At 51.8% G+C, this 26852-nt stretch carries 22 protein-coding genes and 1 pseudogene; 10 read left to right on the forward strand and 13 right to left on the reverse strand.

Going from position 1 to position 26852, the window contains the following annotated elements; translation table 11 throughout:
* Positions 1 to 17 precede the first annotated feature (17 nt).
* Together ahpF and ahpC are read right to left on the reverse strand one after the other, a co-directional pair.
* Complete coding sequence (gene ahpF, locus JK211_RS02835) at positions 18 to 1589, reverse strand: alkyl hydroperoxide reductase subunit F (protein WP_212707162.1); 1572 nt, start codon at positions 1587 to 1589, stop codon at positions 18 to 20.
* Between the two features lie 71 nt (positions 1590 to 1660).
* Positions 1661 to 2224, reverse strand: a complete 564-nt coding sequence (gene ahpC, locus JK211_RS02840) for an alkyl hydroperoxide reductase subunit C (protein ID WP_212707163.1) — start codon at positions 2222 to 2224, stop codon at positions 1661 to 1663.
* Positions 2225 to 2380: 156 nt separating this feature from the next.
* Here ahpC and JK211_RS02845 point away from each other — a divergent pair, with 156 nt between their 5' ends.
* A complete protein-coding gene (locus JK211_RS02845) occupies positions 2381 to 2827 on the forward strand; it encodes a GNAT family N-acetyltransferase (protein ID WP_212707164.1) in 447 nt (148 codons plus the stop codon).
* Between the two features lie 30 nt (positions 2828 to 2857).
* Here JK211_RS02845 and apbC read toward each other — a convergent pair whose 3' ends face one another.
* Positions 2858 to 3967: an iron-sulfur cluster carrier protein ApbC gene (apbC, locus tag JK211_RS02850; protein ID WP_212707274.1), complete on the reverse strand. Its 1110-nt coding sequence runs from the start codon at positions 3965 to 3967 to the stop codon at positions 2858 to 2860.
* Positions 3968 to 4156: 189 nt separating this feature from the next.
* Between apbC and metG the strand changes: the two genes are divergently transcribed.
* From metG to sanA, 4 genes and pseudogenes are all read left to right on the forward strand, one after another.
* Positions 4157 to 6223, forward strand: a complete 2067-nt coding sequence (metG, locus tag JK211_RS02855; RefSeq protein ID WP_212707165.1) for a methionine--tRNA ligase — start codon at positions 4157 to 4159, stop codon at positions 6221 to 6223.
* A 210-nt stretch (positions 6224 to 6433) separates the two neighbouring features.
* Positions 6434 to 7321: a cytidine deaminase gene (gene cdd / locus JK211_RS02860; protein ID WP_212707166.1), complete on the forward strand. Its 888-nt coding sequence runs from the start codon at positions 6434 to 6436 to the stop codon at positions 7319 to 7321.
* Positions 7322 to 7472: 151 nt separating this feature from the next.
* Positions 7473 to 9170 (forward strand): NAD-dependent malic enzyme, encoded by a 1698-nt coding sequence (locus JK211_RS02865; protein WP_212707167.1) that lies wholly within the window; start codon positions 7473 to 7475, stop codon positions 9168 to 9170.
* A gap of 121 nt (positions 9171 to 9291) precedes the next feature.
* Positions 9292 to 9981 (forward strand): annotated as a pseudogene (gene sanA, locus JK211_RS02870) (outer membrane permeability protein SanA); the annotation flags it as partial.
* 129 nt (positions 9982 to 10110) lie between these two features.
* Here the strand turns inward: sanA and yeiB are convergent.
* Both yeiB and folE read right to left on the reverse strand, forming a co-directional pair.
* Positions 10111 to 11241, reverse strand: coding sequence for a DUF418 domain-containing protein YeiB (yeiB, locus tag JK211_RS02875; protein WP_212707168.1), 1131 nt, complete (start codon positions 11239 to 11241; stop codon positions 10111 to 10113).
* A gap of 64 nt (positions 11242 to 11305) precedes the next feature.
* Positions 11306 to 11971, reverse strand: coding sequence for a GTP cyclohydrolase I FolE (gene folE, locus JK211_RS02880; protein WP_212707169.1), 666 nt, complete (start codon positions 11969 to 11971; stop codon positions 11306 to 11308).
* Positions 11972 to 12211: 240 nt separating this feature from the next.
* Between folE and JK211_RS02885 the strand changes: the two genes are divergently transcribed.
* Entirely contained in the window at positions 12212 to 13117 is a 906-nt protein-coding gene (locus JK211_RS02885) for a LysR family transcriptional regulator (protein WP_212707170.1), read from the forward strand.
* Between the two features lie 67 nt (positions 13118 to 13184).
* The gene (gene fghA / locus JK211_RS02890) at positions 13185 to 14024 is read left to right on the forward strand and encodes an S-formylglutathione hydrolase (RefSeq protein ID WP_212707275.1); all 840 of its coding nucleotides are present in this window, start codon (positions 13185 to 13187) and stop codon (positions 14022 to 14024) included.
* Between the two features lie 103 nt (positions 14025 to 14127).
* Here the strand turns inward: fghA and JK211_RS02895 are convergent, their stop codons facing one another.
* Both JK211_RS02895 and yieE read right to left on the reverse strand, forming a co-directional pair.
* Positions 14128 to 15606, reverse strand: coding sequence for an amino acid permease (locus JK211_RS02895; RefSeq protein WP_212707171.1), 1479 nt, complete (start codon positions 15604 to 15606; stop codon positions 14128 to 14130).
* A 171-nt stretch (positions 15607 to 15777) separates the two neighbouring features.
* Positions 15778 to 16644, reverse strand: coding sequence for a DNA-binding transcriptional regulator YeiE (gene yieE / locus JK211_RS02900; RefSeq protein WP_212707172.1), 867 nt, complete (start codon positions 16642 to 16644; stop codon positions 15778 to 15780).
* Positions 16645 to 16787: 143 nt separating this feature from the next.
* Here yieE and JK211_RS02905 point away from each other — a divergent pair, with 143 nt between their 5' ends.
* Together JK211_RS02905 and nfo are read left to right on the forward strand one after the other, a co-directional pair.
* Positions 16788 to 17846, forward strand: coding sequence for a YeiH family protein (locus JK211_RS02905; protein WP_212707173.1), 1059 nt, complete (start codon positions 16788 to 16790; stop codon positions 17844 to 17846).
* Positions 17847 to 17904: 58 nt separating this feature from the next.
* Positions 17905 to 18750, forward strand: a complete 846-nt coding sequence (nfo, locus tag JK211_RS02910) for a deoxyribonuclease IV (protein WP_212707174.1) — start codon at positions 17905 to 17907, stop codon at positions 18748 to 18750.
* A gap of 54 nt (positions 18751 to 18804) precedes the next feature.
* On the opposite strand, the gene fruA is transcribed toward nfo, so the two are convergent.
* The 5 genes from fruA to JK211_RS02935 all read right to left on the reverse strand — a co-directional run bounded on the left by fruA (position 18805) and on the right by JK211_RS02935 (position 25039).
* The gene (gene fruA / locus JK211_RS02915) at positions 18805 to 20517 is read right to left on the reverse strand and encodes a PTS fructose transporter subunit IIBC (protein ID WP_212707276.1); all 1713 of its coding nucleotides are present in this window, start codon (positions 20515 to 20517) and stop codon (positions 18805 to 18807) included.
* A 20-nt stretch (positions 20518 to 20537) separates the two neighbouring features.
* On the reverse strand, positions 20538 to 21476 hold the full coding sequence (fruK, locus tag JK211_RS02920; RefSeq protein WP_212707175.1) for a 1-phosphofructokinase: 939 nt from the start codon (positions 21474 to 21476) through the stop codon (positions 20538 to 20540).
* Positions 21473 to 22606, reverse strand: a complete 1134-nt coding sequence (gene fruB / locus JK211_RS02925) for a fused PTS fructose transporter subunit IIA/HPr protein (protein ID WP_212707176.1) — start codon at positions 22604 to 22606, stop codon at positions 21473 to 21475. Before fruB ends, fruK begins: the two co-directional genes overlap by 4 nt.
* Positions 22607 to 23000: 394 nt before the next feature.
* Complete coding sequence (locus tag JK211_RS02930; protein WP_212707177.1) at positions 23001 to 23840, reverse strand: SDR family oxidoreductase; 840 nt, start codon at positions 23838 to 23840, stop codon at positions 23001 to 23003.
* Positions 23837 to 25039 (reverse strand): MFS transporter, encoded by a 1203-nt coding sequence (locus JK211_RS02935; protein WP_212707178.1) that lies wholly within the window; start codon positions 25037 to 25039, stop codon positions 23837 to 23839. The genes JK211_RS02930 and JK211_RS02935 overlap by 4 nt, the downstream gene beginning before the upstream one ends.
* A gap of 442 nt (positions 25040 to 25481) precedes the next feature.
* Here JK211_RS02935 and JK211_RS02940 point away from each other — a divergent pair, with 442 nt between their 5' ends.
* Positions 25482 to 26423, forward strand: a complete 942-nt coding sequence (locus JK211_RS02940) for a LysR family transcriptional regulator (RefSeq protein ID WP_212707179.1) — start codon at positions 25482 to 25484, stop codon at positions 26421 to 26423.
* Between the two features lie 67 nt (positions 26424 to 26490).
* Here the strand turns inward: JK211_RS02940 and JK211_RS02945 are convergent, their stop codons facing one another.
* Positions 26491 to 26745: a YkgJ family cysteine cluster protein gene (locus tag JK211_RS02945; protein ID WP_212707180.1), complete on the reverse strand. Its 255-nt coding sequence runs from the start codon at positions 26743 to 26745 to the stop codon at positions 26491 to 26493.
* Positions 26746 to 26852 lie beyond the last annotated feature (107 nt).

The raw sequence follows: 26852 nt of genomic DNA on the forward strand, positions 1-26852 counted from the left end.
CCTGCTCAGGGTAACGCTTATTCAGATACAGGTGAGGTTCTGATCAGATAATCAAAGGCGCTCAGTGATGCTTTAGCCCCCTCTCCGCTGGCAACAATAATCTGCTTATAGGGGACAGTCGTACAGTCACCGGCGGCAAAAATACCCGGCTGGCTGGTTGCACATTTGGTATCGATATCAATTTCACCAAACCGGTTACGCGCCACAGAGTCACCCAGCCACTGGGTATTTGGCAGCAAACCAATCTGCACAAAAATACCGGAGACTGCCAGCCCCTGCTGTTCCATCGTCTGACGATGCTGATATTGCAAGCCGGTGACCTGCTTACCATCACCGGTAACTTCCAGAGTCTGTGCATTAAGGATGACTTCCACATTTTTCAGGCTGCGCAGTTTCTCCTGCAGTACCTGGTCGGCTTTCAATTCTGCTGCGAATTCCAGCAAAGTGACATGGCTGGTGATCCCTGCCAGATCAATCGCCGCTTCCACCCCGGAATTTCCTCCGCCGATCACGGCAACCCGTTTTCCCTTAAATAAAGGGCCGTCACAGTGCGGACAATAGGTCACACCGCGCGTCCGGTATTGCTCTTCGCCCGGTACGTTCATATTACGCCAGCGGGCACCGGTTGCCAGGATAACGGCTTTTGCCTGCAGGGTTGCCCCGGAGACTGTGGCTACTGAATGCAGCCCTCCCGGTGCCGCGGACGGTAACAACTGGCTGGCAGTCTGTGCTTCAATAACATCAATCTGATAATCAGCCACATGCTGCCGCAACGCACCCGCCAGCTGACTGCCTTCGGTTTTGGGTACCGAAATATAGTTTTCGATATCTACCGTATCTAATAGCTGCCCGCCAAAACGTTCCCCGAGTAACCCGGTACGGATCCCTTTACGCGCCGCATAGATAGCCGCTGCCACACCAGCCGGACCGCTGCCAACGATCAACACATCGTAGGGCTGACGCTGATTCAGGGATTCGGCTGCTTTTTTCCCGGCATTGGTATCGACCTTACTGACGATCTCACTCAGACTCAGGCGCCCCTGGGCGAAGCTCTGACCATTAAGGTATACCGCAGGCACCCCCATCACTTCACGTTGTTCTATTTCATGCTGAAAAACGCCGCCATCTATCGCCGTATGGCTGATCCCGGGGTTGAGGATCGCCATCAGGTTAAGCGCCTGTACCACATCCGGACAGTTATGGCAGGACAGTGAATAATAGGTTTCAAAATTCAGCTCAGTATCCAGCGCTGCCACCTGAGACAGCAGCGCCTGACTCTCTTTCGATGGATGACCGCCGGTTTGTAAAAGAGCCAGTACCAGCGAAGTAAACTCATGGCCGAGGGGAGAACCGGCAAACCGCGGACCATGGTTCTGGCCGGGGGCTGAAATCATAAAAGAGGGTTTACGAACTGCCAGGCTGTCATCCAGCCGCAAACTGATTTTATCTGATAACCCGCTAATTTCTTCCAGTAATTCCCGCACTTCGCCGGAGGTGTTACTGTCATCCAGAGTCGCAATCAGCTCTACCGGACGGGTTAATTTTTCAAGATAAACGCTGAGTTGATGTTTTAATGTATTATCGAGCATGGTGATCTCCCTGGCAGAAAAACGGGTGCCTCAGCACCCGTGAAAAAACAAACCCCTGGCTGGCGCACTGATCAGATTTTACCGACCAGATCTAATGAAGGAGACAGTGTCGCTTCCCCTTCCTTCCATTTTGCAGGGCAGACTTCACCCGGATGGCTTGCCACATACTGGGCTGCTTTTACTTTACGCAGCAGGTCAGATGCATCACGACCGATGCCTTCTGCGGTAATTTCGATCGCCTGAATGACCCCTTCCGGGTCAACAATAAAGGTGCCACGATCTGCCAGTCCCTGTTCTTCACGCATAATTTCGAAATTACGCGTCAGTGCTCCGGTCGGGTCACCGATCATCGCATAACGGATTTTGCCGATAGTTTCAGAGCTGCCATGCCATGCTTTGTGGGTAAAATGGGTATCCGTGGAGACAGAGTAGATATCGACACCCAGTTTACGAAACTCATCATAGTGATCTGCCACATCACCCAGTTCGGTCGGGCAGACAAAAGTAAAATCAGCCGGGTAGAAAAAGAAGACACTCCACTTACCTTCCGTATCTTTCTCTGTCAGTTCGATAAACTGACCTTCTTTGAATGCGCTGTTTTTAAACGGTTTGATCTTAGTGTTGATAATTGACATCAGTTGCCCCTCCGTAAAAGTAGGATGCCAAAGTAACCTCTTTAGCGGGCAGCGGCTAATACTCTGTTATTATCGATTTGATAACTAAAATCTATTAACCCCGCGCTCAGCATTGTGCTGAACTGGTCACCTGAATTTACCCCATGGGAGTCTGTTATGGGCCACTCTGCGCCAGTCATCATTCGTGATTATGATGAGGCTGATCGTCCCTTTCTGCGAACGTTATATCTCGCCAGCCGCCGTGCAAACTGGCACTGGCTGAAAGGTGAAGACTGGCAACTGGAAGATTTTGACCGGTTAATTACTGGCGAAAAAGTGCGGGTTGCCATGGACGGTGAACAGCGGGCCGGATTTTCATCCTGTGCTGTAGTGGATAATTTTTTACATAGCCTGTTTGTCAGCCCGTCCTGTCAGGAGCAGGGAATTGGCACAGCCTTATTACAGGATGTCTGCCGGCGATTCACCGCCACTGGCAGCCTCAAATGTATGGCGGTAAACCAGCGCGCCCGCCGTTTTTATCACCGACACGGCTGGCAGGAGATTGCCACCGGCTGCGGAGAAGAAGGTGACTATATCCTGATGCATTACCCGCGCCAGCCGTGACTTTCCACTGGTGCCGGACGCAACATTCGCTTACAGGGCGCGGAAGCTGATATCGGCAGGAATAACCTCACCCTGCCAGTACAAACCGGCAGCAATGCCACCGGCGATCTGCCGATATCGCCGGGTAAACTCACCGTCGGGCTGACGGGTCACCGTCGGCAGCCCGGCATCCAGATCTTCACGTAACGAAATATGCAGCGGGATTTGCCCGCACAGAGTAATACCATACTCTTCAGCCAGCCTTTCTGCGCCGCCGGTGCCGAAAATGGCTTCATGGTGCCCGCAGTTGCTGCAAATATGCTGGCTCATATTCTCGATGATCCCCAGCACCGGCACATCAACTTTGTTGAACATCACGACCCCTTTACGGGCATCCAGTAAGGCCACATCCTGCGGAGTGGTAACCACCAGGGCCGCAGTCACCGGAATATTTTGTGCCAGTGTTAACTGGATATCACCGGTTCCCGGGGGCATATCGATGATCAGATAATCAAGATCCGGCCACAGGGTTTCATTCAGTAATTGCAACAACGCTTTACTGGCCATCGGCCCGCGCCAGACCATCGCGTTTTCTTCCGTGACCAGGTAACCTATTGAATTGGTCGCCAGACCGTGTGCCATCACCGGTGCCATATGCTTACCATCCGGTGAGGAGGGCCGTTGTTGTTCGGTCCCCATCATCAGGGGTACCGACGGGCCATAAATATCAGCATCCAGCAAACCGACCCGTGCGCCTTCTGCCTGTAAGGCCAGTGCCAGATTAATCGCCGTGGATGATTTACCTACTCCCCCTTTTCCGGAACTGACAGCAATAATATTTTTTACCCCGTGGCTGGAGGGCTGATTTTTTACCCGTTTCAGGGTGGCAATATCACAACTCAGTCGCCATTCAATGCCCTGTGCACCGCTCAGCTGCAGTAATTGCTGCTGAGCGGTGCGTTGTAACGCCTCAAATGCTGACTGCCAGGCAAAGGGCATCACTATTTCTATATGCAGTATATTATCCAGCAAAGCCACATGGCGGACAGCTTTCAGCCGAATCAGATCCTGTTGCAGTGTCGGGTGTTCAAAGCGTTGTAATACGGCGCTGACCTGCTGGCGCAATATTTCCGGTGAGTGATGCTGACGGGCATCTGACATCATCCCTTCTCCTTGTAACGATGCATTGTTAAAACAACGTAAAAAAATCAATCAGTCTCTATCCTAGCAGAATGGCCGGCGTAACGGCGACACCGGATAAGCATTATCACCCGCCACTTGTTTACGTTAACGGTGCCTTCGGTTACCATTCTATGTTCTTTTCCAAACCAACAGAAAGCTACGCAAACTATGACTCAAGTCGCAAAAAAAATAATGGTAACGTGCGCTCTGCCGTACGCTAATGGATCTATCCATCTCGGGCATATGCTGGAACATATCCAGGCAGACATCTGGGTACGTTACCAGCGAATGCGTGGCAATACCGTGTGGTTTATCTGTGCTGATGATGCCCACGGTACTCCAATCATGCTCAAAGCGCAGCAACTGGGTGTTGCTCCGGAAAAAATGATTGATGATATGAGCCGGGAACATCAGACGGATTTCGCCGGGTTTAATATCAGCTATGACAACTACCACTCAACCCACAGCGAAGAAAACCGCGAGCTGTCTGAACAAATCTATGGCCGGCTGAAAGAGAACGGTTTTATTAAAAACCGTACCATCTCCCAGTTATATGACCCGGAAAAAGGCATGTTTTTACCGGATCGCTTCGTAAAAGGCAGCTGTCCTAAATGTAAAGCTGCCGATCAGTATGGCGATAACTGCGAAGTCTGCGGGGCAACCTACAGCCCGACCGAGCTTATTGAACCGAAATCGGTGATTTCCGGTGCAACACCTGTAATGCGTGACTCAGAGCATTTCTTCTTTGATCTGCCATCATTCTCTGCCATGTTGCAAACCTGGACCCGCTCCGGTGCGCTGCAGGAACAGGTCGCTAATAAGATGCAGGAGTGGTTCGATTCCGGTTTGCAACAGTGGGATATTTCCCGCGATGCGCCTTATTTCGGTTTCGAAATCCCCGGAGCCCCTGGTAAATATTTCTATGTCTGGCTGGATGCGCCTATCGGTTACATGGGGTCGTTTAAAAATCTGTGTGATAAACGCGGTGATCTGGATTTTGACGAATACTGGAAGAAAGATTCTTCTACCGAGCTGTACCATTTTATCGGTAAAGATATTGTTTATTTCCACAGCCTGTTCTGGCCGGCCATGCTGGAAGGCAGCCAGTACCGTAAACCGGATAACCTGTTTGTACACGGTTATGTGACGGTTAACGGCGCTAAAATGTCAAAATCGCGGGGGACTTTCATTAAAGCCAGTACCTGGCTGCAACACCTGGATGCCGACAGCCTGCGTTACTACTATGCGGCTAAACTCTCTTCACGCATTGACGATATTGACCTGAACCTGGAAGATTTTGTCCAGCGGGTAAATGCTGACATCGTGAATAAAGTGGTTAATCTGGCGTCACGCAATGCCGGGTTTATTACCAAACGTTTTAATGGTCAGCTGTCAGAGACTCTGGCAGACCCTGCCCTGTATCAGACCTTTGTCGATGCCAGCGAGAAAATTGGTGAAGCATGGGCAAGCCGTGAGTTCAGCCGTGCGATCCGTGAAATTATGTCACTGGCAGATATGGCAAACCGTTATGTCGATGAGCAGGCCCCGTGGGTTATTGCGAAGCAGGAAGGCCGTGATGCTGAACTGCAGTCTGTCTGCTCAATGGGTATCCATCTGTTCCGCGTGCTGATGACCTGGCTGAAGCCGGTACTGCCGGAGCTGGCTGAACGTTGTGAAAACTTCCTAAACAGTGAGCTGACATGGGACGGTGTGGCCCGGCCTCTGACTGGCCACACTGTGGCACCATTTAAAGCACTGTATCAGCGTATTGAAATGGCAAAAGTTAACGGACTGATCGAAGCCTCTAAACACGATGCTGGCCAGACCACAGCACCGGCTGCCGCCAAACCGAAGAAAACCGCTGTGGCCGAAAAGCCGGCTAAAAAAGCAGATGTACAGGCAGAAGGTATTATTAGTATCGATGATTTTGCCAAAGTAGATATGCGGGTAGCGCTGATTGAGCAGGCTGAACTGGTCGAAGGGTCTGATAAACTACTGCGCCTGGTACTGGATGTCGGCGGTGAAAAGCGTCAGATTTTTTCAGGTATCCGTGCGGCCTATCCGGATCCGTCGGTACTGACCGGCCGTCTGACCATTATTGTAGCAAACCTTGCACCGCGTAAGATGCGTTTTGGCGTATCGGAAGGCATGGTGTTATCTGCCGGCAGTGGCGGCAGCGATTTATTTATCCTGTCCGCCGACAGCGGCGCACAGCCGGGCATGCAGGTCGGTTAATTCTGCCAGCCATGCCCTCAGTCCATAAGCCGGTGTAAACCGGCTTTTTTTTCCGCGGAATTCATCCTTCCCTCTGAATCTTGATGTCTGTCAGAAAAACTTTGCGATGAATCGCGCAAAGTTGTAATGCAAACCGCCGTGTACATTGTGCATTTGATAGAGATCACATATAAAAATCAGATACCGCAGTTTCACTGAATGAGGCTTCGTATGCACCCACGTTACACCACCGCATTTGAAACACTGACTCCCCGCTTACAGGCCGCCCTGCGTCCTGTGCTGGAGGATCCGCAGTTTACAGCGATTCTGTCCGCGCAGACAGTGAGTCAGTTAACCGCAGACACAGGTCTGGACGAGAATGCCCTGGCTCTGGCCTTACTGCCACTGGCTGCCAGTTGTGCGGTGACACCATTATCCGCGTTTAATGTCGGCGCAATCGCCCGCGGCACCAGTGGCAACTGGTACTTCGGCGCCAATATGGAATTCCGCGGCGCCACCATGCAGCAAACAGTCCATGCCGAACAGAGCGCTATCACCCATGCCTGGCTGTCCGGTGAAAAGAAACTGGCGGCGGTGACCGTCAACTACACCCCCTGCGGCCATTGTCGTCAGTTTATGAATGAACTCAACAGTGGCGGAGAGCTGGTGTTGTGTCTGCCCGGTAAACCGCCACGAACTCTGGCCGACTATCTGCCTGATGCTTTTGGCCCTGCAGATTTGCAGATCAGTGATCTGCTGATGGATGACCAGACGCAGAATTTCCCGGTCAGTGGTGATGCCCTGCAACAGGCGGCTATCAGGGCAGCGGCTAAAAGCTATGCTCCCTATTCTTCTGCCTATAGCGGAGTGGCCTTAATGACCAGCAACGGTACTATTTATGCAGGTCGCTATGCAGAAAATGCCGCCTATAACCCGTCACTGCCGCCGTTACAATCCGCCCTGATACTGCTTAACTTACAGGGGGGCAATTGCCTTGATATTCAGCAAGCGGTACTGGCCGAATCTGAACAGGCCGCAGTCAGTCAGCTGGCGGCGACCCGGGCAACCCTCGCGGCTCTGGGGTGTGATCAGTTACGAGAGGTCAGTCTGTCACTGTAGCCCCCGCCGCGGCTAAATTTGCGGCGGCATTAACATTTTATTGATTTTTTCTGCTTATCATCGGCAGCTGAAGGCTATATTTTTGTCTTACCCTGATACCTTCGGCCAGCCGCTGTGGCCGCCGGAGAAAACGCTGAGGAGCATGCACGACATGGAACTCGATTACGAAAGCAAACGCCCGCTGTATATCCCTTATGCCGGCCCTATTCTGTTAGAATTTCCGTTACTTAATAAAGGCAGTGCCTTTACGCAGGAAGAACGTAACGAATTTAATCTTAACGGATTACTTCCTGAAACCGTAGAAACTATCGAAGAACAAGCAGAACGTGCCTGGCACCAGTTTCAGCAATTTAAAAACAATAACGATAAACACGTCTTTTTGCGTAATATTCAGGATACCAATGAGACACTGTTTTACCGTCTGCTGGATGACCATCTGGAAGAGGTGATGCCAATCATCTATACCCCGACCGTCGGCACGGCCTGTGAACACTTTTCTGAAATTTATCGCCGTGCCCGCGGTGTTTTTATCTCATACCCTAACCGTGAGCATATCGAAGATATGCTGCAAAATGCCACTAAGCAGAATGTCAAAGTTATTGTCGTCACTGACGGCGAGCGAATTCTCGGTTTAGGCGATTTAGGCATTGGTGGTATGGGAATACCTATTGGTAAACTCTCACTGTATACCGCCTGTGGCGGCATCAGCCCTGCCTATACGTTACCCATAGCGCTGGATGTCGGTACTAACAATCAGCAATTACTCAACGATCCTCTGTATATGGGCTGGCGTCATCCGCGGATCAGCGGCGAAGAGTACACAACATTTGTGAACGAATTTATTTCGGCCGTCAAGCGCCGCTGGCCCAATGTTCTGTTGCAGTTTGAAGACTTTGCTCAGAAAAATGCGATGCCGTTGCTGGAGCAATACCGCGACGAACTGTGCTGTTTTAACGACGATATCCAGGGCACTGCAGCCGTCGCTGTCGGCACCCTGGTGGCGGCCAGCCGCGCTGCCGGAAGCCGGATTTCTGAGCAGACCGTCGTCTTCCTCGGTGCCGGCTCTGCAGGCTGCGGAATTGCAGAACAAATTATTACCGAGATGAAAGCGGACGGACTGAGCGATAAACAGGCCCGTCAGCGGGTAATGATGGTCGATCGTTATGGCCTGCTCACGGATAAACTCACCAACCTGCTGCCATTCCAGACCCGCCTGATTCAGGATTCTGCGCATATTGCCGGCTGGCAGACAGAAAACGATGCTGTATCTCTGCTGGATGTTGTACGTAACGCAAAACCGACCGTACTGATTGGCGTCTCCGGACAACCGGGGCTGTTTACCGAAGAAATTATCCGGGAAATGCATCGCCACTGTCCGCGGCCAATCATTATGCCGTTATCTAATCCGACATCACGGGTTGAAGCGGTACCTGCCGATCTGATCGCCTGGACCGAGGGCGCAGCCCTGGTCGCCACCGGCAGTCCCTTTGCCCCGGTGACCTGGCAGGATAAAACCTATCCGATTGCACAGTGTAATAATGCTTATATCTTCCCGGGAATCGGTCTTGGTGTACTGGCTTCTAAAGCCAGCCGGATCACCGATGCCATGCTGATGAGCGCCAGTCGGGCGCTGGCCGACTGCTCACCGTTAGCGACCCGCGGTGAAGGTGCTGTTCTGCCAGAGTTAAAAGATATCCAGCAGGTCTCCCGTTATATCGCGATAGCCGTTGCAAAAGCGGCACAGGCCGAAGGTGTGGCCGCGGAAACGTCAGAAGAGGCTCTTTCACAGGCAGTAGAAGATAACTTCTGGAAACCCCTGTACCGTCACTATCGACGTACCTCAATCTGACAGCGGCTTCCCGGCAGTAACTCTCTGACATTGCCGGAGCCAATATCAGACCTTGCCTGCCCGAAGTGGCTCAAGTACCCTTGAGTCACTTTAACCGTCAATAAGTGAGTAATAAGGCCGCATGCTGAGACGTATCTTTACCATTACCTGTTGCCTGATTTTGCTGGCAGGAGTAACAGCATTAGGTCTCGATCGCTGGATCAGCTGGAAGACTGCACCTTATATCTATGAAAACGTCAGTGATTTACCCCATCGTGCAGTCGGCGTGGTGCTCGGTACGTCAAAATATTACCGTGGCGGTGAACCAAATCAGTACTATTTATACCGCATTCAGGGTGCACTGAACGCCTATAACAGCGGCAAAGTCAATTACCTGTTATTAAGCGGCGACAATGCCCTGCAAAGCTATAATGAACCCCGCACCATGCGTAAAGATCTTATCAAAGGCGGAGTCGATCCGGCCGACATTGTGCTGGACTATGCCGGATTCAGAACCCTGGATTCAATTATCCGCACAAGAAAAGTCTTTGATACCAATGACTTTATTATCATCACTCAGCGTTTCCATTGTGAAAGGGCGTTGTTTATCGCTATGCACCAGGGGATCCGCGCACAGTGTTATGCGGTCCCTTCACCGAAAAATATGCTGGGGATCCGTATCCGCGAGATTGGTGCGCGCCTGGCTGCACTGGCAGACTTGTATATATTCAAAAGTGAACCGCGTTTTCTCGGACCATTAATCCCGATACCCTCGGTGACAGAAATACCGGAAAACAGTCCCGGCTATCCGGCGGTGACCCCGTGGCAGGTCGATACAATGCCAGCGGCCCCCCGGCCGGCACCGGCAGCCACCGATAAACACTCGCCGGGTAATCCAGCCAGCGGCAGCGTCAAAGTGCTCCCGCAGCCTCCGGTACACAACAATACCAGTACTTCTGATTCAGGCGGTTTGCCGGGTCAGATACCGCCACAGGGCCTCCAGCGGTCCGCGACGGAAAAAATGCAGCCAGCAGACGGAAAACAACAGACTGACCAGCCAGATACAGGGAACGATCAGCAATAACTGCCAGCGTTGAAAATGCATAAACAACCCGCCAGTCGAAAAAATCAGAGTGCAAATCAGTGTCTGTAAAATGTAATTACTCAGGGCCATCCGGCCAACACAACACAGCAGATAACACACTCTGCTGGCTGCTATTTTTTTCCAGAAGCCGAGCACCAGGGATACATATCCAAGGCTGACCAGCGGACTGGCAATTTCTCCGGGCAACTGCAGATAAAAACCACTCCAGCGAAATGACCAGCCAGTCAGCCATTGGGCAGTCACCCCGGCGGCTTCCAGAGAAAATCCTGCCACCAGTAATAATCCGCCGCTACGGAGATATTCAGCCTGACTCCGCTTACCGATCAGCCAGCCGTTATGTACCAGTGCAGCACCGGCCAGCATCAGTCCGGACAATTCCCAGCCGTACTGGGTAAAAAACGCCAGCAGCATAGACCCGAGATGATCGAGCCGGTAATTTATGGCCACCAGCCCGGGATGCAGTTTCGTCTGTTTCTCGAAAGCGATTTCCGCCAGACCGGGTAACCAGCTACTGCCGCCCTGCCCGCCAGATAACATGCCAAACACCAGCAACATCAGGCAGCCGACCGTATAAAACAGTATCCCGGTGCGTAATAATGTCTGCCAGCTGCGAGCGTCCCGGATCAGCCGCCAGCTCAGTATACCGGCTATCCCCCATGCGACCAGGATATCTCCTTCCCAGAGCAGTACTGCGTGCAGCAAACCAAAAACAATCAGCCATCCCAGTCGGGATTGCAGCCAGCCCGTTCCTTTGGGCAGCAGGAACACCAGACCGGCCCCAAACAACAGTGCAAACAGATTAAGAAATTTCAGGCGGGCCACCATCTCCAGAGCTGCCCAGCAGACAGCATCCGCCAGGCTGACAGTGCCCTGCCAGGCCGGATTCAGGTAAGCCGCAGAAGGTAAAGCAAAGCTGATAATGTTAAGCAGTAAAATACCGAGGATCGCGGCACCACGGATAAAATCGAGCTGGGGATAACGTGGCATGGGTGTCCTGCAAAGCAAGCCAGGGCCGGCACCGTATTCACCGGCGGACCCTGTAAAAAAGAGATCAGTTATGTCTGACGGACCGTAAAAACTCCTGGCGGGTATTCTGACTCGACTTAAATAATCCCCCCAGTGAGGTGGTGGTGGTTGCACTGGTGGCATCCTGCACCCCGCGGGCTTTGACACAATAATGCACCGCATCAATACACACTGCGACATTATTGGTTCCGAGCAAAGTTTGCAGCGCGACCAGCACCTGCTGGGTCAGACGTTCCTGTACCTGCGGACGCCGTGCAAAAAACTGTACAATCCGGTTAATCTTTGAAAGACCGATCACTTTATCTTTCGGGATATAAGCGACCGTCGCTTTACCGTCGATCGTCACAAAATGGTGTTCACAGGTACTGGTCAGGGAAATATCACGTACCGTGACCATTTCATCGACCTTCATTTTGTTTTCAATAACCGTAATCTTTGGGAAATTCGCGTAGTCCAGACCGGAAAAAATTTCATCGACGTACATTTTAGCAATACGATGAGGCGTTTCGGTCAGGCTGTCATCCTGCAAATCCAGATTCAGTAACTGCATAATTTCGGTCATATGACCGGCAATAAGCGATTTACGTGTCTGGTCATCCAGCTCACGCGCAGGCTTACGTAAAGGGGTTTCCAGACCGCGTGCCACCAGTGCTTCATGTACCAGTGCCGCTTCCTGACTAAAAATGGACATTATTTCTTCTCCGGCAGGTGAATTCTCTGCCCTGAATGCGGACGGAGCATCATCATCAGCGCATATTGTGAAGCAGTCCACGAGGATTATCCAGTCTCTTACCGCAATCATCCTTTATCACTGTGTAAATATATTCACTGATTACTCCGCACAACAAGGTTGCCTGGCATCGGCTCTGGCCGTAAAATAACTCAAATCGTGAATAACCTATTTAAAGTTAGTTTCATAAAGAGAATAATTATGGATTTGGTCCAGCTCCGGATGTTTTGTGCTGTCGCAGAAACCGGTTCCGTTGCCCGTGCCGCGGAACTACTGCACCGGGTTCCCTCAAATCTGACGACCCGGCTAAAACAACTTGAGGAAGAACTGGGGGCCGCTCTGCTGATCCGCGAAAAGCAGCGGGTGCGTTTATCACCGATGGGCCACAATTTCCTCGGCTATGCTCAGCGTATACTTGCCCTGAGCGAAGAAGCAATCAGTATGACCCGCCAGGGTGAACCCTCGGGTAACTTTGCTCTTGGCACCATGGAAAGCACTGCCGCCACCCGGTTACCGGCGTTATTGTCGGCTTACCATCAGCGCTACCCTGCCGTCTCTCTGTCACTGATCACCGGCACTTCAGGTGAAATTATCGATCATGTCCGCGAAGGTACGGTTGCGGCGGCACTGGCCGACAGACCGGAAGGTTACGATGAGTTAAACAGTTGTGTGGCTTTTGAAGAAGAGCTGGTGCTGATCACCAGTAGCGAACGCAACCGGGTCACCTGCCCGCGGGATGTACAGGGTGAAACTTTTTTCGCCTTCCGTAACAGCTGTTCTTACCGGTTAAAACTGGAAGAGTGGTTCCGCGAAGGAGATGCTCAGCCGGGCAGTATTATGGAGATACATTCTTATCATGCCATGATTGCCTGTGTGGCCGGAGGGGCCGGACTGGCCATTGCGCCTGCCTCGGTACTGGCACAAATCAGCGATCGTACACGGATTAAAACCCACCCTCTGCCCGAAAAGTATGGGAAGGTGTCAACCTGTCTGATCTGGCGACGGGATGCATTTACCCCCAATGTAGAAGCACTGAAAGAATTAATGCTGACCTTATTTACCCCGCCGCCAGCCTCCGGACGGCCAGTCAGCACCGGTAATTTGTAATAACGCATCACTGCCCGGACCGGCAGTGATGCACTCTGAGAACAAGACAGGAGCCATTATGTCCGAGATGACACTCTGCGAAGAACACCTGATGTTCGGCGGCCGCCAACAACGCTGGCAACATCATTCTGCGGTGCTGGGATGCACCATGAGATTCAGCCTGTTTTTACCCCCGCGGGCCGCTACCGGCCCGGTACCGCTGATCTGGTGTCTTGCCGGTCTGACCTGCACCGATGAGAATTTTTCGATAAAGTCCGGGGCCCAGCGGCTGGCTGCACAAGCCGGTATCGCGCTAGTCATGCCTGATACCAGCCCGCGCGGAGAGCATGTTGTCGATGATGCTGCCTATGACCTGGGACAGGGGGCCGGTTTTTACCTGAATGCCACCCGTGCCCCCTGGAACCAGCACTACCGCATGTACGATTATCTGACCACTGAATTACCGTCATTACTGGACGGACTGTTTTCATTCAATGGTCGTCAGGCGATTATGGGGCACTCCATGGGCGGACACGGGGCCCTGGTACTGGCCCTGCGTGAGGCTGGCCGCTTTACGTCTGTTTCGGCCTTTGCTCCGATTGTCAATCCGGCGCAGGTGCCCTGGGGACAAAAAGCATTTACGGCTTACCTTGGGGAAAATGTTGCTGACTGGCAGTGCTATGATGCCTGTGCCCTGATGCAACAAGCTTCTCACCGGGTGCCGGTACTGATTGACCAGGGCAGTGCCGATACTTTTCTGCCCCTGCAATTACAACCAGAAGCCCTGGAAAAAATAGCACGTCAGCAACAGTTTGATTTCACATTACGCTGGCAGCAAGGCTACGATCATAGCTATTATTTTATTGCCAGCGTGATAGACGACCACCTGCGGTTCCATTCCCGCTATTTACAGGACGACGCAGAATAGTCTGCCGTCGCCGGACGGCGATCAGCGCAACATTAACCTCTGCTGTAAGTAAAAAAACCATGCCGCGGCATGGTTTTTTTACTTTATCGCTGTTTAGTCAGTATCAGTGCTTATCCTCACCGACAGCAGGAAATTCCATATCCTGATATCTGACAAACCGAGTGCCGCGGGACCATTTATAGCCCAGCCAGATCAACAGGAACAACGGAATGCCGATATAGGTTGCCGTAACCCCATACCAGTCAATATGGTCTTCCATAAAGGCCTGATAGTTCTGTCCGAGAGTAATCAGCAGACAAAGCACAAAAGCAAACACCGGACCGAGCGGGAATAATCCGGAGCGGTAAGGCAAGGCATCCAGATCCAGTCCGCGAGCCACATAGCCACGGCGGAAACGATAGTGGCTGATGGCAATGCCCAGCCAGGCGATAAATCCGGTCATACCAGAGGTATTCAGTAACCACAGATATACTGTCTGGTTACCAAATTTTGACGACAGGAAACATAAGCCGGCAATTACCGTAGTCGCAATCAGGGCGTTACGTGGTACCCCGTTTGCCGTCAGGCGCGCAAAAATCTTTGGCGCTTTACCTTCCTGAGCCAAGGTAAACAGCATACGGGTTGAAGCATACATCCCGGAGTTACCGGCAGACAACACTGCCGTCAGGATCACCGCATTCATCACCGCGGCAGCAGACAGTAACCCGGCATTCTGAAACACCAGAGTAAACGGACTGACACTGATATCTTTAACATCATTGTGCAATAGCCGCGGGTCCGTATAAGGCAGCAGCAGGCTAATGATCAGAATCGCCAGCACGTAAAACAGCAGAATACGCCAGAAAACCTGCCGGACCGCGCGCGGAATATTTTTACCCGGATTTTCGGATTCCCCGGCAGCAATACCGATCAGTTCAGTGCCCTGGAAAGAGAACCCCACAATCATAGCCACACCAATCATGGCCGAAAAACCGCCGGCAAAAGGCGCATCGCCGATAGTCCAGTTATGCCAGCCGCCGCCTGTACCTGCGCCGCGCATAATCCCGGTGACCATCAGCAGACCGACAATGATAAATACCACTACGGTGACAACTTTAATCAGTGAGAACCAGTATTCAGCTTCACCAAAGCCTTTAACGGAAATCACATTCAACAGGAAGATGATCGCCAGGAACAGGCAGCTCCAGATCCAGCCCGGTACTTCCGGCAGCCAGTAGCCCATGACCAGTTGCGCTGCCACCAGATCAACAGCGATGGTTACCGCCCAGTTGTACCAGTAGTTCCAGCCGAGGGCGAAACCAAACCCTTCTTCAACATATTTTGACCCGTAGGTTGCAAAAGAACCGGAGACCGGCATGTAAGCGGCCAGTTCCCCGAGGCTGGTCATCAAAAAATAGACCATCAGGCCAATAACGGCGTAAGAGAGCAATGCTCCCCCCGGCCCTGCCTGAGAAATGCTGGCACCTGAGGCAACAAACAAACCGGTACCAATTGAACCGCCAATGGCAATCATGGTCAGATGGCGGGCTTTTAATACGCGCTTCAGGGCAGGCTTATCTGTGGTATTTGAATTATTATTCATCAGTAAACACTATGCTGGATAAAAATGAGGCGCGATTGTACCAGCTAACTTATCACTGTATAGCATTACCACGGTTGTTATTAGTTACCTTCATGATTGTCCGGCGATTATTAGCAAACCTGCCATAAAGCAGGAATAAATACTGCCTCGCCGGTTCTTTTGGCTATCATTTTATTCATGACAATAGGACAAAAAACGCAGTAATGCGCGGGATAAATGCTTCTGCTGATGATGGATCCGGTACAGGGTCCGTGTCAGTGGCGGTAATGGCAGCGCTACCTGTCGCAGGCTGCCATTTTCCAGCTGGTCGGTAATTACCCGCCGTGACAGGCAGCTGATCCCCATACCATAACGGACCGCATGTTTGATGGCTTCGGAATTCCCCAGTTCCATCCCGACCCGGAAATAAGGTAAATGAGATAACAGAAGGTAATCGACAATCTCACGGGTACCGGATCCCCGTTCACGAAGGATCCACGGTGATAACGCCAGTCTTTCAAGGGTAACCGGCCGGGAGAAAATATCAGCACGGGGATCTGCGAAAACGACCAGCTCATCATCCATCCAGTTCTCACTGACAATCCCGGTCACATGACAAGGGCCTTCAATCAGCCCCACATCCACACGAAAATCGCTTACTGCCTGAATCACATCCTGACTGTTACCCACAGTCAGTTCCAGCGGGGAATGGGGATAGTCGCGACGGTAATTTGCCATCATTGCCGGCAGTAAATAATTCCCGATGGTACTGCTGGCAGCGATCTGTATCGCCCCTTCATCATCACAAAACAACTGTTCGGCTTCTTTTGCCTGTTCCAGTAAAGAGATGGCTTTCGGGTACAGCAACCTGCCATGTTCGTTAACCACCAGTCTTTTTCCTGCCCGGTCAAATAACTGTACCGACAGCTGGTTTTCCAGGTCTGCAAGGGCCGCACTGACAGCAGACTGAGACAAGGCCAGCTGTCGGGCAGCCTGAATGGTGGAACCATTCTTAACAATTGCACAAAATACGTCCAGTTGTCGCAGGGTAATATGCATGCTCTTTTCCTCCGGCAGGCGCGCAGACCAGGCTGCTAACTTACTTACCACTTATAATGGTTAATTATAAAATTATAATCAATTTCTCTTTTAATGAAAATCAATGCAGGATCGCGGGTGTTCAGCATACAGAGGAGAATGCCATGCACACCCGATACCAGGGATACAATCCTGCCGCAGCCATTAACTGGCTAAGTGGTATAGCCGTCACCGTGCTGATCGCTGCCGGTAGTATATTGCTGACACAGATTCAGCAAATTACAGCCACGGGACTGGGCACTCTAACCCTGGCGATTATTGCGGGAATGATTATCGGTAATCTGCTTCCGGCCCGCATCAGTGAGCACTGCACAGCCGGAATAAATTTCAGTAAACATTACCTGTTACGTGGCGGTATTATTTTATACGGCTTTAACCTGACTTTTCAGCAAATCGGGACCATCGGTTATCAGGGCTTGTTTGCCGACCTTATTATGCTGAGCAGTACCTTTTTTCTGACCTGTCTGGCGGGGATCTGCTGGCTGAAACTCGACCGGCAGACCGTCTGGCTGATTGGGGCTGGCAGCAGTATCTGCGGCGCTGCTGCGGTACTGGCCACCGGACCGGTGATCAGAGCCGGAGCAAATCACACGGCGGTGGCGATAGGGACAGTGGTGATCTTCGGCAGCAGTGCAATTATAATTTATCCGTTACTATGGAATCTTATCCATCCTCTGTACCCTGCCCTGACCGCCGCACAATTCGGTATTTATACCGGGTCCACAGTCCATGAAGTTGCCCAGGTCGTGGCGGCAGGTCATTCGATCAGTACTGAAGCAGAAAACAGTGCCGTCATTGCCAAAATGCTGCGGGTGATGATGCTGGCACCCTTTCTGTTATTGCTCAGTCAGTGGCTCACCGGCACCCTCCCGCAGCATGCCGGTCCGCAGGGCAAGATTCGTTTCCCGTGGTTTGCGCTGCTGTTTATGCTGGTGGCAGGGATTAATTCTTTCCATTTATTGCCGCAACCTGTGCTGCAACTTATCCATCATACCGATAATCTGATGCTGGCAATGGCCATGGCGGCCCTGGGGCTGACAACCCGCACCAGGCAACTCAGACAAGCGGGGCTGAAACCCATGCTGCTGGGTCTGCTGATATTTATCTGGCTGATTATTGGTGGTGCCGCGGTCAATCTGTTGCTATGGCATGTTATGAAGTAATTCCTCAGGTATTATAGTGTTAAATCTATCGCAAGCCCGATACTGAGGAGAAACGGCTATGAAGTTTATTGGTGCGCATGTCAGCGCTGCTGGCGGAGTCGAAAATGCAGTCCTGCGCGCACACGAATTAGAAGCTACCGCTTTTGCTCTGTTTACCAAAAATCAGCGTCAATGGCGGGCCGCAGCACTGACATCACAAACTATTGATGCGTTTCGCCAGGCCTGTGAAAAATATAATTTCAGTACGGCACAGATCCTGCCCCATGACAGTTACCTGATCAATCTGGGACATCCGGTCAGTGAAGCGCTGGAAAAATCACGGCTGGCTTTTATCGATGAAATGCAGCGGGCCGGATCACTGGGGCTGTCATTACTTAATTTTCATCCCGGCAGTCATCTGCAGCAAATTACTGAGTCAGCCTGTCTGAAACTGATTGCTGAGTCGGTGAACATTGCCCTTGATCAGACCGAAGGAGTGACTGCGGTGATAGAAAACACCGCCGGTCAGGGCAGTAACCTCGGCTTTCGTTTTGAACATCTCGCGGAAATCATTGACCAGGTTGAAGACAAAAGCCGGGTCGGGGTGTGCATCGATACCTGCCATGCTTTTGCCGCTGGCTATGATTTACGCAGCGTCGAAAGCTGTGAAGCGACTTTCAGGGAATTTGAACGGGTGGTCGGCTTTAAGTATCTGCGCGGCATGCACCTTAATGATGCAAAAAGCGAGTTCGGCAGTCGGGTCGACCGGCATCATAGCCTGGGCCAGGGAAATATCGGCAATACCGTTTTTAGCTGGCTGATGAAAGATCCACGTTTCGACGGTATTCCGTTAATTCTGGAAACCGTTGATCCGGAGATCTGGAAAGACGAAATCGCCTGGCTGAAAGCGCAACAAACGGCCTGAAAAAACTAAAACCCGGGGCGCTGTGCGCCGCGGGTTTTTTTCTGCTGCCAGCCGTCAGGCGGTAGCCGTGGTTGCTGCCACCGTTTCCGGTCTTTTCAGCAGCGCATAGGCGATACCTGAAAGCAGAGTACCCGCAATAATCGCCAGCAGATAACCTAATACCGGGGTGATCGCACCGGGGATCAGCAGAACAAACAAACCGCCATGAGGTGCCATCAACTGTGCGCCAACCGCCATAGAAATTGCGCCTGTTACCGCCCCCCCGACCATACAACACGGGATCACACGGATAGGATCCCTGGCGGCAAACGGAATCGCCCCTTCAGAAATAAAGCATAAGCCCAGCACCAGTGCTGCTTTACCGCCTTCCTGTTGTCCCTGATTGAATTTTTTACGGGCCAGCAACGTCGCCAGACCCATTGCCAGCGGTGGTACCATACCGGCGGCCATAATCGCAGCCATAGGCCCATAGGTTTTGGTACTTAACAGACCCACCCCAAACGCGTAGGCCACTTTATTGACCGGTCCGCCCATATCCGAACACATCATGCCACCCAATACCGCGCCTAACAGCACCGCATTCGCCGTTCCCATATTACCCAGCCAGTGGGTCAGTCCTTCCATTACCGCCGCAACAGGTTTACCGACAACGTAGATCATCAGCAATCCGGTCACCAGACTGGCCAGTAGCGGTATAATCAGAATAGGCTTCAGCGCTTCCATACTTTGCGGTAACTTCAGCCGGGTACTGATAAATTTAGCCACATAACCGGCAATAAACCCGGCAATAATCCCCCCGAGGAAGCCAGCATTCGTGCTGGTAGCCAGCATACCGCCAATCAGGCCCGGGGTTAAACCAGGACGATCGGCAATCGAGAAAGCGATATACCCGGCCAGTACCGGCACCATCAGGGCAAACGCACTGCCACCACCGATTTGCATCAGTGCGGCTGCCAGTGAGCCTTCCTGTTTAAAGGCATTGATACCAAAGGCAAAAGACAGAGCAATACATAACCCGCCGGCCACCACCATCGGTAGCATGTAAGACACCCCGGTCAGCAGGTGTCGGTAAGCACCGGCCTTTTCTTTACTGCTGTCACCACTACCCGCTGCAGCCGCCGGACTGCCGGCCGGGTTGTAGGGTTTCGCTTCACTCAGGGCTTTATCAAATTCCTGAGCAGTTTTCTTTAATGCCAGGCTGGTCGAGGTCCGGTACATTGGCTTGCCGGCGAATTTTGCCAAATCCACTTCGATATCTGCAGCCACAATGACCAGATCTGCAGCAGCAACTTCTTCGGGCGTAATCGCATTGCCAGCCCCGACTGAACCGCGGGTTTCGACCTTATACCACCAGCCACGTTTTTTCGCCTCTGCCTCAATCGCTTCTGCCGCCATAAAGGTATGCGCCACACCGGTCGGGCAGGCGGTGACCGCAACAATACGCTTAGGTCCGCCCGGCAGGTCAACCGCCGGCAGGACAGATTCGGCAATATCGGTGGCCTGCCATTCGCTGGCTTGTTCACGGGCAGTGGTCAGAAAAGCCACGCTATCATTCAGTAACGCCTGCAATTCACCTTGCCAGAGTTTTTTCCCTGACAATCCGCCGTCAGAAGGCAGAGTATTGCCTGCAACAATCACCAGTTCTGCATCTTCCGCTGAGGTGGTAAGTGTAATTCCGCTTTTTTCGGCAGCAGCTTCAGCCGCTTTGCCTGCAAAAAATGCACTGGCTTTGCCCAGTGATGCATCAGTTATCAGCAGCGCTTTCATCATTTATTCCTCTTCTGCTGTCAGTGGACGGGTTGTAAATCGACACGTGCCATCATTGCCGCCAGTTGTGCCCTGTCGGAGACGCCTACATTGCTCTGGCTGACAGCCAGTGCAGCCACTGCCGTTGCCAGCCGCAAGGTATGCTCACTGGACTCACGCATCAGCAGGCCATAAATCAGCCCGCCGACCATTGAGTCTCCGGCCCCCACAGTACTGACGACTTCACAGGCCGGGGGCTTCGCCAGCCATTCACCCGACGCATTAACCCATAATGCACCTTCGGCCCCCAGAGAGATCACCACATGGGCAATCCCTTCTTCACGTAACCGGTGGGCGCTGTCAATCACATCCTGCAGGGTTGGCAGTGGTTTTCCGGCCCAGGTTTCCAGTTCACGGCGATTAGGTTTAACCAGCCATGGTGCTGCTTTCAGCCCCGCTTCAAGTGCACTGCGGCTGCTGTCAAAAATAATGCACGGACATAAGGAACGCAGGGCTTTCATCCATTCGGTAAAGGCTTGCGGGGAAACACCTTCCGGCAGACTTCCGCTGACACAGACCATATCAAACTGACCCAGCCAGCTAAGGGAGTCCGTCGTAAAACGATCCCAGTCGCGGGGGGTGACACTGAAACCGGAGAAGTTAAAATCTGTCACATCACCGGTTTGCTCAGTCAGCTTAACGTTAATCCGGGTACGGCCCTCAACTACCTGAAAACGGTTAGCAATCCCCAGTTCACTGAATAATTGCTGAAACCCGTCCTGGTTTTCTTTGCCCAGAAAGCCACCCACAGTGACATCAATCCCCAGGTCTTTGAGTACCTTAGCAACATTGATACCTTTACCTGCAGCATGCAGGCCGGTAGTTTTCACCAGGTTAACTTCACCGAGTTCCACTGCCGGGGTCGAGCCCACCAGGTCATATGCCGGGTTTAATGTAATAGTCGCCACTCTTCTGCTCATGCTGCACCCTCCCCGAGACCACTATCGATGGCGGCTTTGATAGCGTCGATTGCCGCATGGGCATCTTCACCGCTGGCGGTGAAACGCAGCCGGTGGCCTTTTTTGACCCCGAGGGCAACGACTTTCATCAGGCTGCGTCCGTTGGCTGGTTTACCGCTGCCATCAAGATTAGTGACAGTAATATCACTGTTAAAGCCTTTGATTACACTCACCAGTGCGGTACTTGGTCTGGCATGCAAACCATGCTCATTGCGGATAACAAACTCAGCCGTAACGGCTTCACTGGCTGCCACATACTCACTGGTCAGCAATGACAGAATGCCTGCCTGATCGGCGGTAAGCAGTTGTCCGGTGTTATTACTGACTAATAATTTATGCAGATAACCTAACGCGCCCAGAGGCTGATCATCGATAGCGGAGACCGTAATCAACAGCGCAACCCGTTCATTGTCTGCCGTGGTGAAAGGCGTTGCCGGACGACTGACCGCAATCGCACTGAAAATATTGCCTGCGGCACTGTCATTCAGCCAGATACCCTGTCCCAGGTTCAGTGGTCTGGCAGAAATTACCTGACTGACAAAAGAAGCATCCACCGCGCCGGCGGCCTGTAACCGGCCGGCATTCAGTGCCTGCAGGGTCATCAGTTCAGCCGCAGCAACATCTGTCACAATCATTGAGGTATCAAAACGGAATTCTGCCGCCTGTTTTTCCCCCATCAGAATGGCGCGTAATTCTTCAGCTGACGCGGTTTTAAGTGTTTCAGCAATGCTGTCATCACTTAACACATGTGTCAGCTGACGCAGTAAAGTCAGGTGTTCATCAGATTTGGCCGCGATACCAATCACCACATAGGCGGTCTGGTCTTCACCCCAGCTAACGCCCTGCGGAAACTGAAATACCTGCACGCCGGTTTTCAATACCAAATCGCGGGTATCGGTCGTCCCGTGGGGTATGGCAATACCATTGCCGAGGAAAGTAGAAGTTTGCTGTTCGCGTGCCAGCATTCCGCTGACGTAAGCTTCGGTCACATTACCGGCAGAAGCTAATGCCGCCGCAACCTGACGAATAGCATCGGTTTTATCACTGGCGCTGGCACCCGTGTGTATCGCCTGAACATCGAGCTGGAACATAGTACTCCTCGCTATCTGCTGTTGAATCGTTTCAGCAACTTCCCGAAAAAAAATCACCCGGTCTGAACACAGGATCCCCATAAACGCTGAAACGTATCAGTTATACTGAAGTCGAAATGATTATGCCGCAAGAAATAACCGGATTTCGATTGTAAATTTTTGAGGCCACGCACAATTCATAATTGTTACTGACGATTCTACGGTATTCCGCTCAGAGAAAATTGATACAAATCATTGACGCGAATCCTTTTCAGCAAGCTTCAGCAAACAGTATCAGGGCGCAGTGGGTCAGCGCCTAATCCACCCGCACAGCCCGTCGCCTGCCGTCGGGAGTCAACCCCGGCGCCCTGTAAAATCAGATGTTGTGCTGAATGAAACAGACTCGCGAGGAATATCAGCTTTTCATCCAGCCTTCAAAAGCAGCCTTCCAGTCAGGATGCCAGCGAGACAGAGCCGGACGGTTTTCGGTGATATCCTGAGTAGCCCACAGGATGCGTTTAGCATCCATTTCACTGGTAACGGCATTATCAGGACAGATAATGTAGAAGTCCCCGCGCTCAAAGCGCGGCAGAAAATAGTCGATAACCTGTGTTGCCGTCCATGCTTCATGCGGTTTTTTACCGTTATGCTCATCCATACCCGGATCATTCATATCAGTCCAGGTATAGCCCGGAACCAGAAGATGAGCCGTGAGTCTGGTACCGGTTTCCTGTAACAGCTGATGCGACAATTGTTCAGTAACAACTTTTACTGCGGCTTTTGAAGCATTATAAGCCGCAAATCCCGGCGGGGTTGTAATGCCTTCCTTTGACCCGAGGTTAACAATTGCTCCCTTTTTCGGCATTTTTAACATTTCAGGGAGAAACATATGCTGGACCGCGACCATTGACAACAGATTAACCTCCATCTGTTCTCTCCACAGATCGGGGGAATCACTGGCACCGGCAGTAATCTTGACCCCGGCATTGTTAAATAACAGACTCACCTCTAGCCGGGCACTGTAAACCTTGTCCATTAGCTGTTGCCGGTGTTCGCCACAGGTAATGTCACCCACCACCAGCTGTACTTTCGTATCAAGTTCGCTGGCCAGTTGTTCAAGCCGATACTTGTCACGATCGAAGAGAAACAGCGTCATCCCTTTTTGGGCCAGTACTCTTGCCGCCGCCGCTCCGATACCTTTTGCTGCACCGGTAATGACAGCAACATTACCTGCACTAATGATTTTGTCGTTCATGTGTGACTCCTGTCTTTTATACGTACTGATAAAAACATAATAAAAAGTGCCAATATGGAAAAACACGCCCCTACCCAGCCTGTAGAAATCCAGCTACCGCCCGAAACGATAATAAAACCGCCTGCTGCTGCGCCGAGGGCATTCGAAATATTAAATGCACTGTGAGTCAGTGATGAAGCAAGGGTCTGTGCCTCACCGGCAATATTCATCATATGTGACTGAAGTGCCGGTACGAGGGAAAAGCCACATCCGAGCATAAACAGCACAATAAGTGCCGGAGCTTTCAGGGTACCGGCCAGGGAAAACAGCCCGAGAAAAACGATATTCCAGAGAATGATCCCAAAAATTGAAGGGACCAGAGCAATATCAGCAAGCCGGCCGCCGATAATATTGCCGGCAACCATACCTGCTCCCCAAAGAGCAAGGATCCAAGGTACAGCCCCGAGAGGAAACCCTGCTGTATCCGTCAGCGCAGGAGTAATAAAGCTGTATACAGCAAACATCCCGGCAAAACTGACCGACGCGACTGCAAATGTCATCAGAATTTGTGGCTTTTTCAGTGCGCCAAGTTCTTTCAGCGGGGATGCTGACTTGTCTGCCGCAACAGATGGAATAAACAACACAACCATTAAGGCTGTCAGGACCAGACCCCAGGCTACGATCCAGAAGGACATACGCCACCCCAGCGCCTGCCCCGCCCGGGTAACCAGTGGAACGCCGGCAACGTTGGCTATGGCCAGTCCCAGCATGACATAACCGATATATCTGGCTTTATATTGCGGTGACACCATTGAAGCCGCCACCAGGGCGGAGACGCCATACCAGGCACCGTGAGGCATACCCGCTATAAAGCGGGCTGTCAGCATAGCATTATGACCTGCGGCCAGAGCGGTCAATGCATAGCCTGCAAATGCAATAACCAGCAACACCAACAGTAATGTTTTACGGTTATGACGCGCCCCCAGCACCGTAATCGCCGGGGCACCAATCACAACTCCGGCCGCATAAGCGCTGATATAGCCACCCGCTACAGGCACAGTGACGCCTGTTCCACGCGCCAGATCCGGCAGAAGACTCATCGGCGCGAATTCGCCCGTCCCTATAGATAATCCGCCCGCTCCCAAGGCAAGCATCGCAGGGAAAAGCCCCACAGGCGGGCGAATACGCTCATTCTGTCGGGAGAATGTTTGTTCAGACATTAATTATGACTCCACATCTATTCAGCTGCCTATAGCAAAAAATAAGAACCACTCCCCCCCGGGGTAATAATTTCCACCAGAGCGCTCCTTATCGTTCATAGCGCTGCGGGGAAATCGGTAACAGGAAATGGTGTATTAAACTGAAGTAAACTTTAACGTCTTCGAGGAAAATATTGATGAATCAGATCGCCAGCAACGATGAATCTGATTCAACAATGTACGTTATTTAATTTTACAGATAAGCACTCAGCCAGCCCTTAAGGCGACAGACCAGACTTTTTCTGTTTACCGGTAAATAATGTTTCTCGCAGAAAAATCGTTCTGCGAGGCAGCGTCGGGTTGCATCATTTTGTTCAATGAGTCTACACTTACCACCTTTCAGGTACGATTCTGTGTGTTGTTATTTGACAGTGCATTGAATTTTTATCAACGGTCTAATCTCATGTCCGCCAGGCATTCAACAACTCTGACCCGCAGCGATCTTGCTGAACTCAATGCGTTTCTGATTACTGAAGAAATGCGAAGTTTTACAAAAGCAGCTATCGCATTAGGGATTACCACTTCTGCACTTAGCCATACCATACGCAACCTTGAGACCAGACTGGGTGTCAGGCTGCTGAACAGAACCAGCCGTACGGTTTCACCTACCGAGGCAGGAGCAAGCCTTGCACTCCGCCTTGCAATGGGTTTCAAAGAAATAGCAGCCGCTCTTGAAGAAATTAATCGTCTGCGTGATACCCCCGTCGGGAAGCTCAGGCTTAATGTGCTAAGTGACGGGGCACGTCTTATTATCGCGCGCCACCTGACGCGTTTCATCAGCAAGTACCCCGAGGTAGAACTGGAAATCAGTGTAGATGACAGGATGGTTGATATTATCTCGGAAGGCTTTGATGCCGGGATACGTTTTGGCGGAACCGTCCCTGAAGATCTCGTCGCGGTCAGACTGGGAAAAGAACTCAGATGGGTGGCCGTAGCATCACCACGCTATCTTTATCAGCATACACCGCCCGCTGTGCCTGAAGATTTGCGCCTGCATGAATGTATTCAATTACGTACCGGACAGGGAGTCATTTATAAGTGGGAATTTCGTAAAGGTAATGACTATCGTGTAATTGATGTCAAAGGGCAGATCTGCGTGAGTGAAACAGCACTGGCCATTGAACTGGCCTTATCCGGGGCCGGTATCGCCTACTGCCTTGAAGAACGAGTCCGTAGTTATCTTTATGATGGCAGTCTCAGAGCAGTGCTCCCTGACTGGGCACCTGTAGAAGATCCTATGTACCTCTACTATCCTGGCCACCGGCAGGTTCCACAGGGCCTGAAGGAGCTAATTGAGGTGCTCAGAGAAGAGATTGACACGGATAATTCCATTTATCCTGAATGACCTGCGGCCTGCTCTCAGCCGTAATTTATCGTGAACTGACCAGACTGATATACGCAATGACCTGATATTACGGCGCAGTTACCGCTTCTAACTGCAATAAATACGTCATCGCTGCATCACGATCCGTCAGACACATATCCTGAGAAGGCTGAAGATTTCCGCAGACTTCAGGCCGCAGGGCTGAACCAAAAATATTGCATAAGTTCTCTTCAGATAACTGAATACATCTGACATTCGCGGGTTTACCGAGAGGCATTCCGGGAATAGGGGAAGAGATTGACGGGGCAATACAACAGGCCCCGCATTGCGAACGACATTCCACAGGATACTCCGCTAACGAACGAAAAGGCCGGGGCTGGAGCAGTCAGGGTAACATTTATTCCGGTAGCGAACAGCTATCGGTAAACATTTTCTCTGTTGCCCTATTGC

It is taken from the genome of Tatumella sp. JGM130, assembly GCF_018257525.1.
GTDB lineage: Bacteria > Pseudomonadota > Gammaproteobacteria > Enterobacterales > Enterobacteriaceae > Tatumella > Tatumella punctata.

Excerpts from the sequence above, each read along its gene's own strand:
- ahpF (WP_212707162.1), bottom strand. The coding sequence starts at position 1,589 with ATGCTCGATAATACATTAAAACATCAACTCAGCGTTTATCTTGAAAAA.
- ahpC (WP_212707163.1), bottom strand. The coding sequence starts at position 2,224 with ATGTCAATTATCAACACTAAGATCAAACCGTTTAAAAACAGCGCATTC.
- JK211_RS02845 (WP_212707164.1), top strand. The coding sequence starts at position 2,381 with ATGGGCCACTCTGCGCCAGTCATCATTCGTGATTATGATGAGGCTGAT.
- apbC (WP_212707274.1), bottom strand. The coding sequence starts at position 3,967 with ATGTCAGATGCCCGTCAGCATCACTCACCGGAAATATTGCGCCAGCAG.
- metG (WP_212707165.1), top strand. The coding sequence starts at position 4,157 with ATGACTCAAGTCGCAAAAAAAATAATGGTAACGTGCGCTCTGCCGTAC.
- cdd (WP_212707166.1), top strand. The coding sequence starts at position 6,434 with ATGCACCCACGTTACACCACCGCATTTGAAACACTGACTCCCCGCTTA.
- JK211_RS02865 (WP_212707167.1), top strand. The coding sequence starts at position 7,473 with ATGGAACTCGATTACGAAAGCAAACGCCCGCTGTATATCCCTTATGCC.
- yeiB (WP_212707168.1), bottom strand. The coding sequence starts at position 11,241 with ATGCCACGTTATCCCCAGCTCGATTTTATCCGTGGTGCCGCGATCCTC.
- folE (WP_212707169.1), bottom strand. The coding sequence starts at position 11,971 with ATGTCCATTTTTAGTCAGGAAGCGGCACTGGTACATGAAGCACTGGTG.
- JK211_RS02885 (WP_212707170.1), top strand. The coding sequence starts at position 12,212 with ATGGATTTGGTCCAGCTCCGGATGTTTTGTGCTGTCGCAGAAACCGGT.
- fghA (WP_212707275.1), top strand. The coding sequence starts at position 13,185 with ATGACACTCTGCGAAGAACACCTGATGTTCGGCGGCCGCCAACAACGC.
- JK211_RS02895 (WP_212707171.1), bottom strand. The coding sequence starts at position 15,606 with ATGAATAATAATTCAAATACCACAGATAAGCCTGCCCTGAAGCGCGTA.
- yieE (WP_212707172.1), bottom strand. The coding sequence starts at position 16,644 with ATGCATATTACCCTGCGACAACTGGACGTATTTTGTGCAATTGTTAAG.
- JK211_RS02905 (WP_212707173.1), top strand. The coding sequence starts at position 16,788 with ATGCACACCCGATACCAGGGATACAATCCTGCCGCAGCCATTAACTGG.
- nfo (WP_212707174.1), top strand. The coding sequence starts at position 17,905 with ATGAAGTTTATTGGTGCGCATGTCAGCGCTGCTGGCGGAGTCGAAAAT.
- fruA (WP_212707276.1), bottom strand. The coding sequence starts at position 20,517 with ATGAAAGCGCTGCTGATAACTGATGCATCACTGGGCAAAGCCAGTGCA.
- fruK (WP_212707175.1), bottom strand. The coding sequence starts at position 21,476 with ATGAGCAGAAGAGTGGCGACTATTACATTAAACCCGGCATATGACCTG.
- fruB (WP_212707176.1), bottom strand. The coding sequence starts at position 22,606 with ATGTTCCAGCTCGATGTTCAGGCGATACACACGGGTGCCAGCGCCAGT.
- JK211_RS02930 (WP_212707177.1), bottom strand. The coding sequence starts at position 23,840 with ATGAACGACAAAATCATTAGTGCAGGTAATGTTGCTGTCATTACCGGT.
- JK211_RS02935 (WP_212707178.1), bottom strand. The coding sequence starts at position 25,039 with ATGTCTGAACAAACATTCTCCCGACAGAATGAGCGTATTCGCCCGCCT.
- JK211_RS02940 (WP_212707179.1), top strand. The coding sequence starts at position 25,482 with ATGTCCGCCAGGCATTCAACAACTCTGACCCGCAGCGATCTTGCTGAA.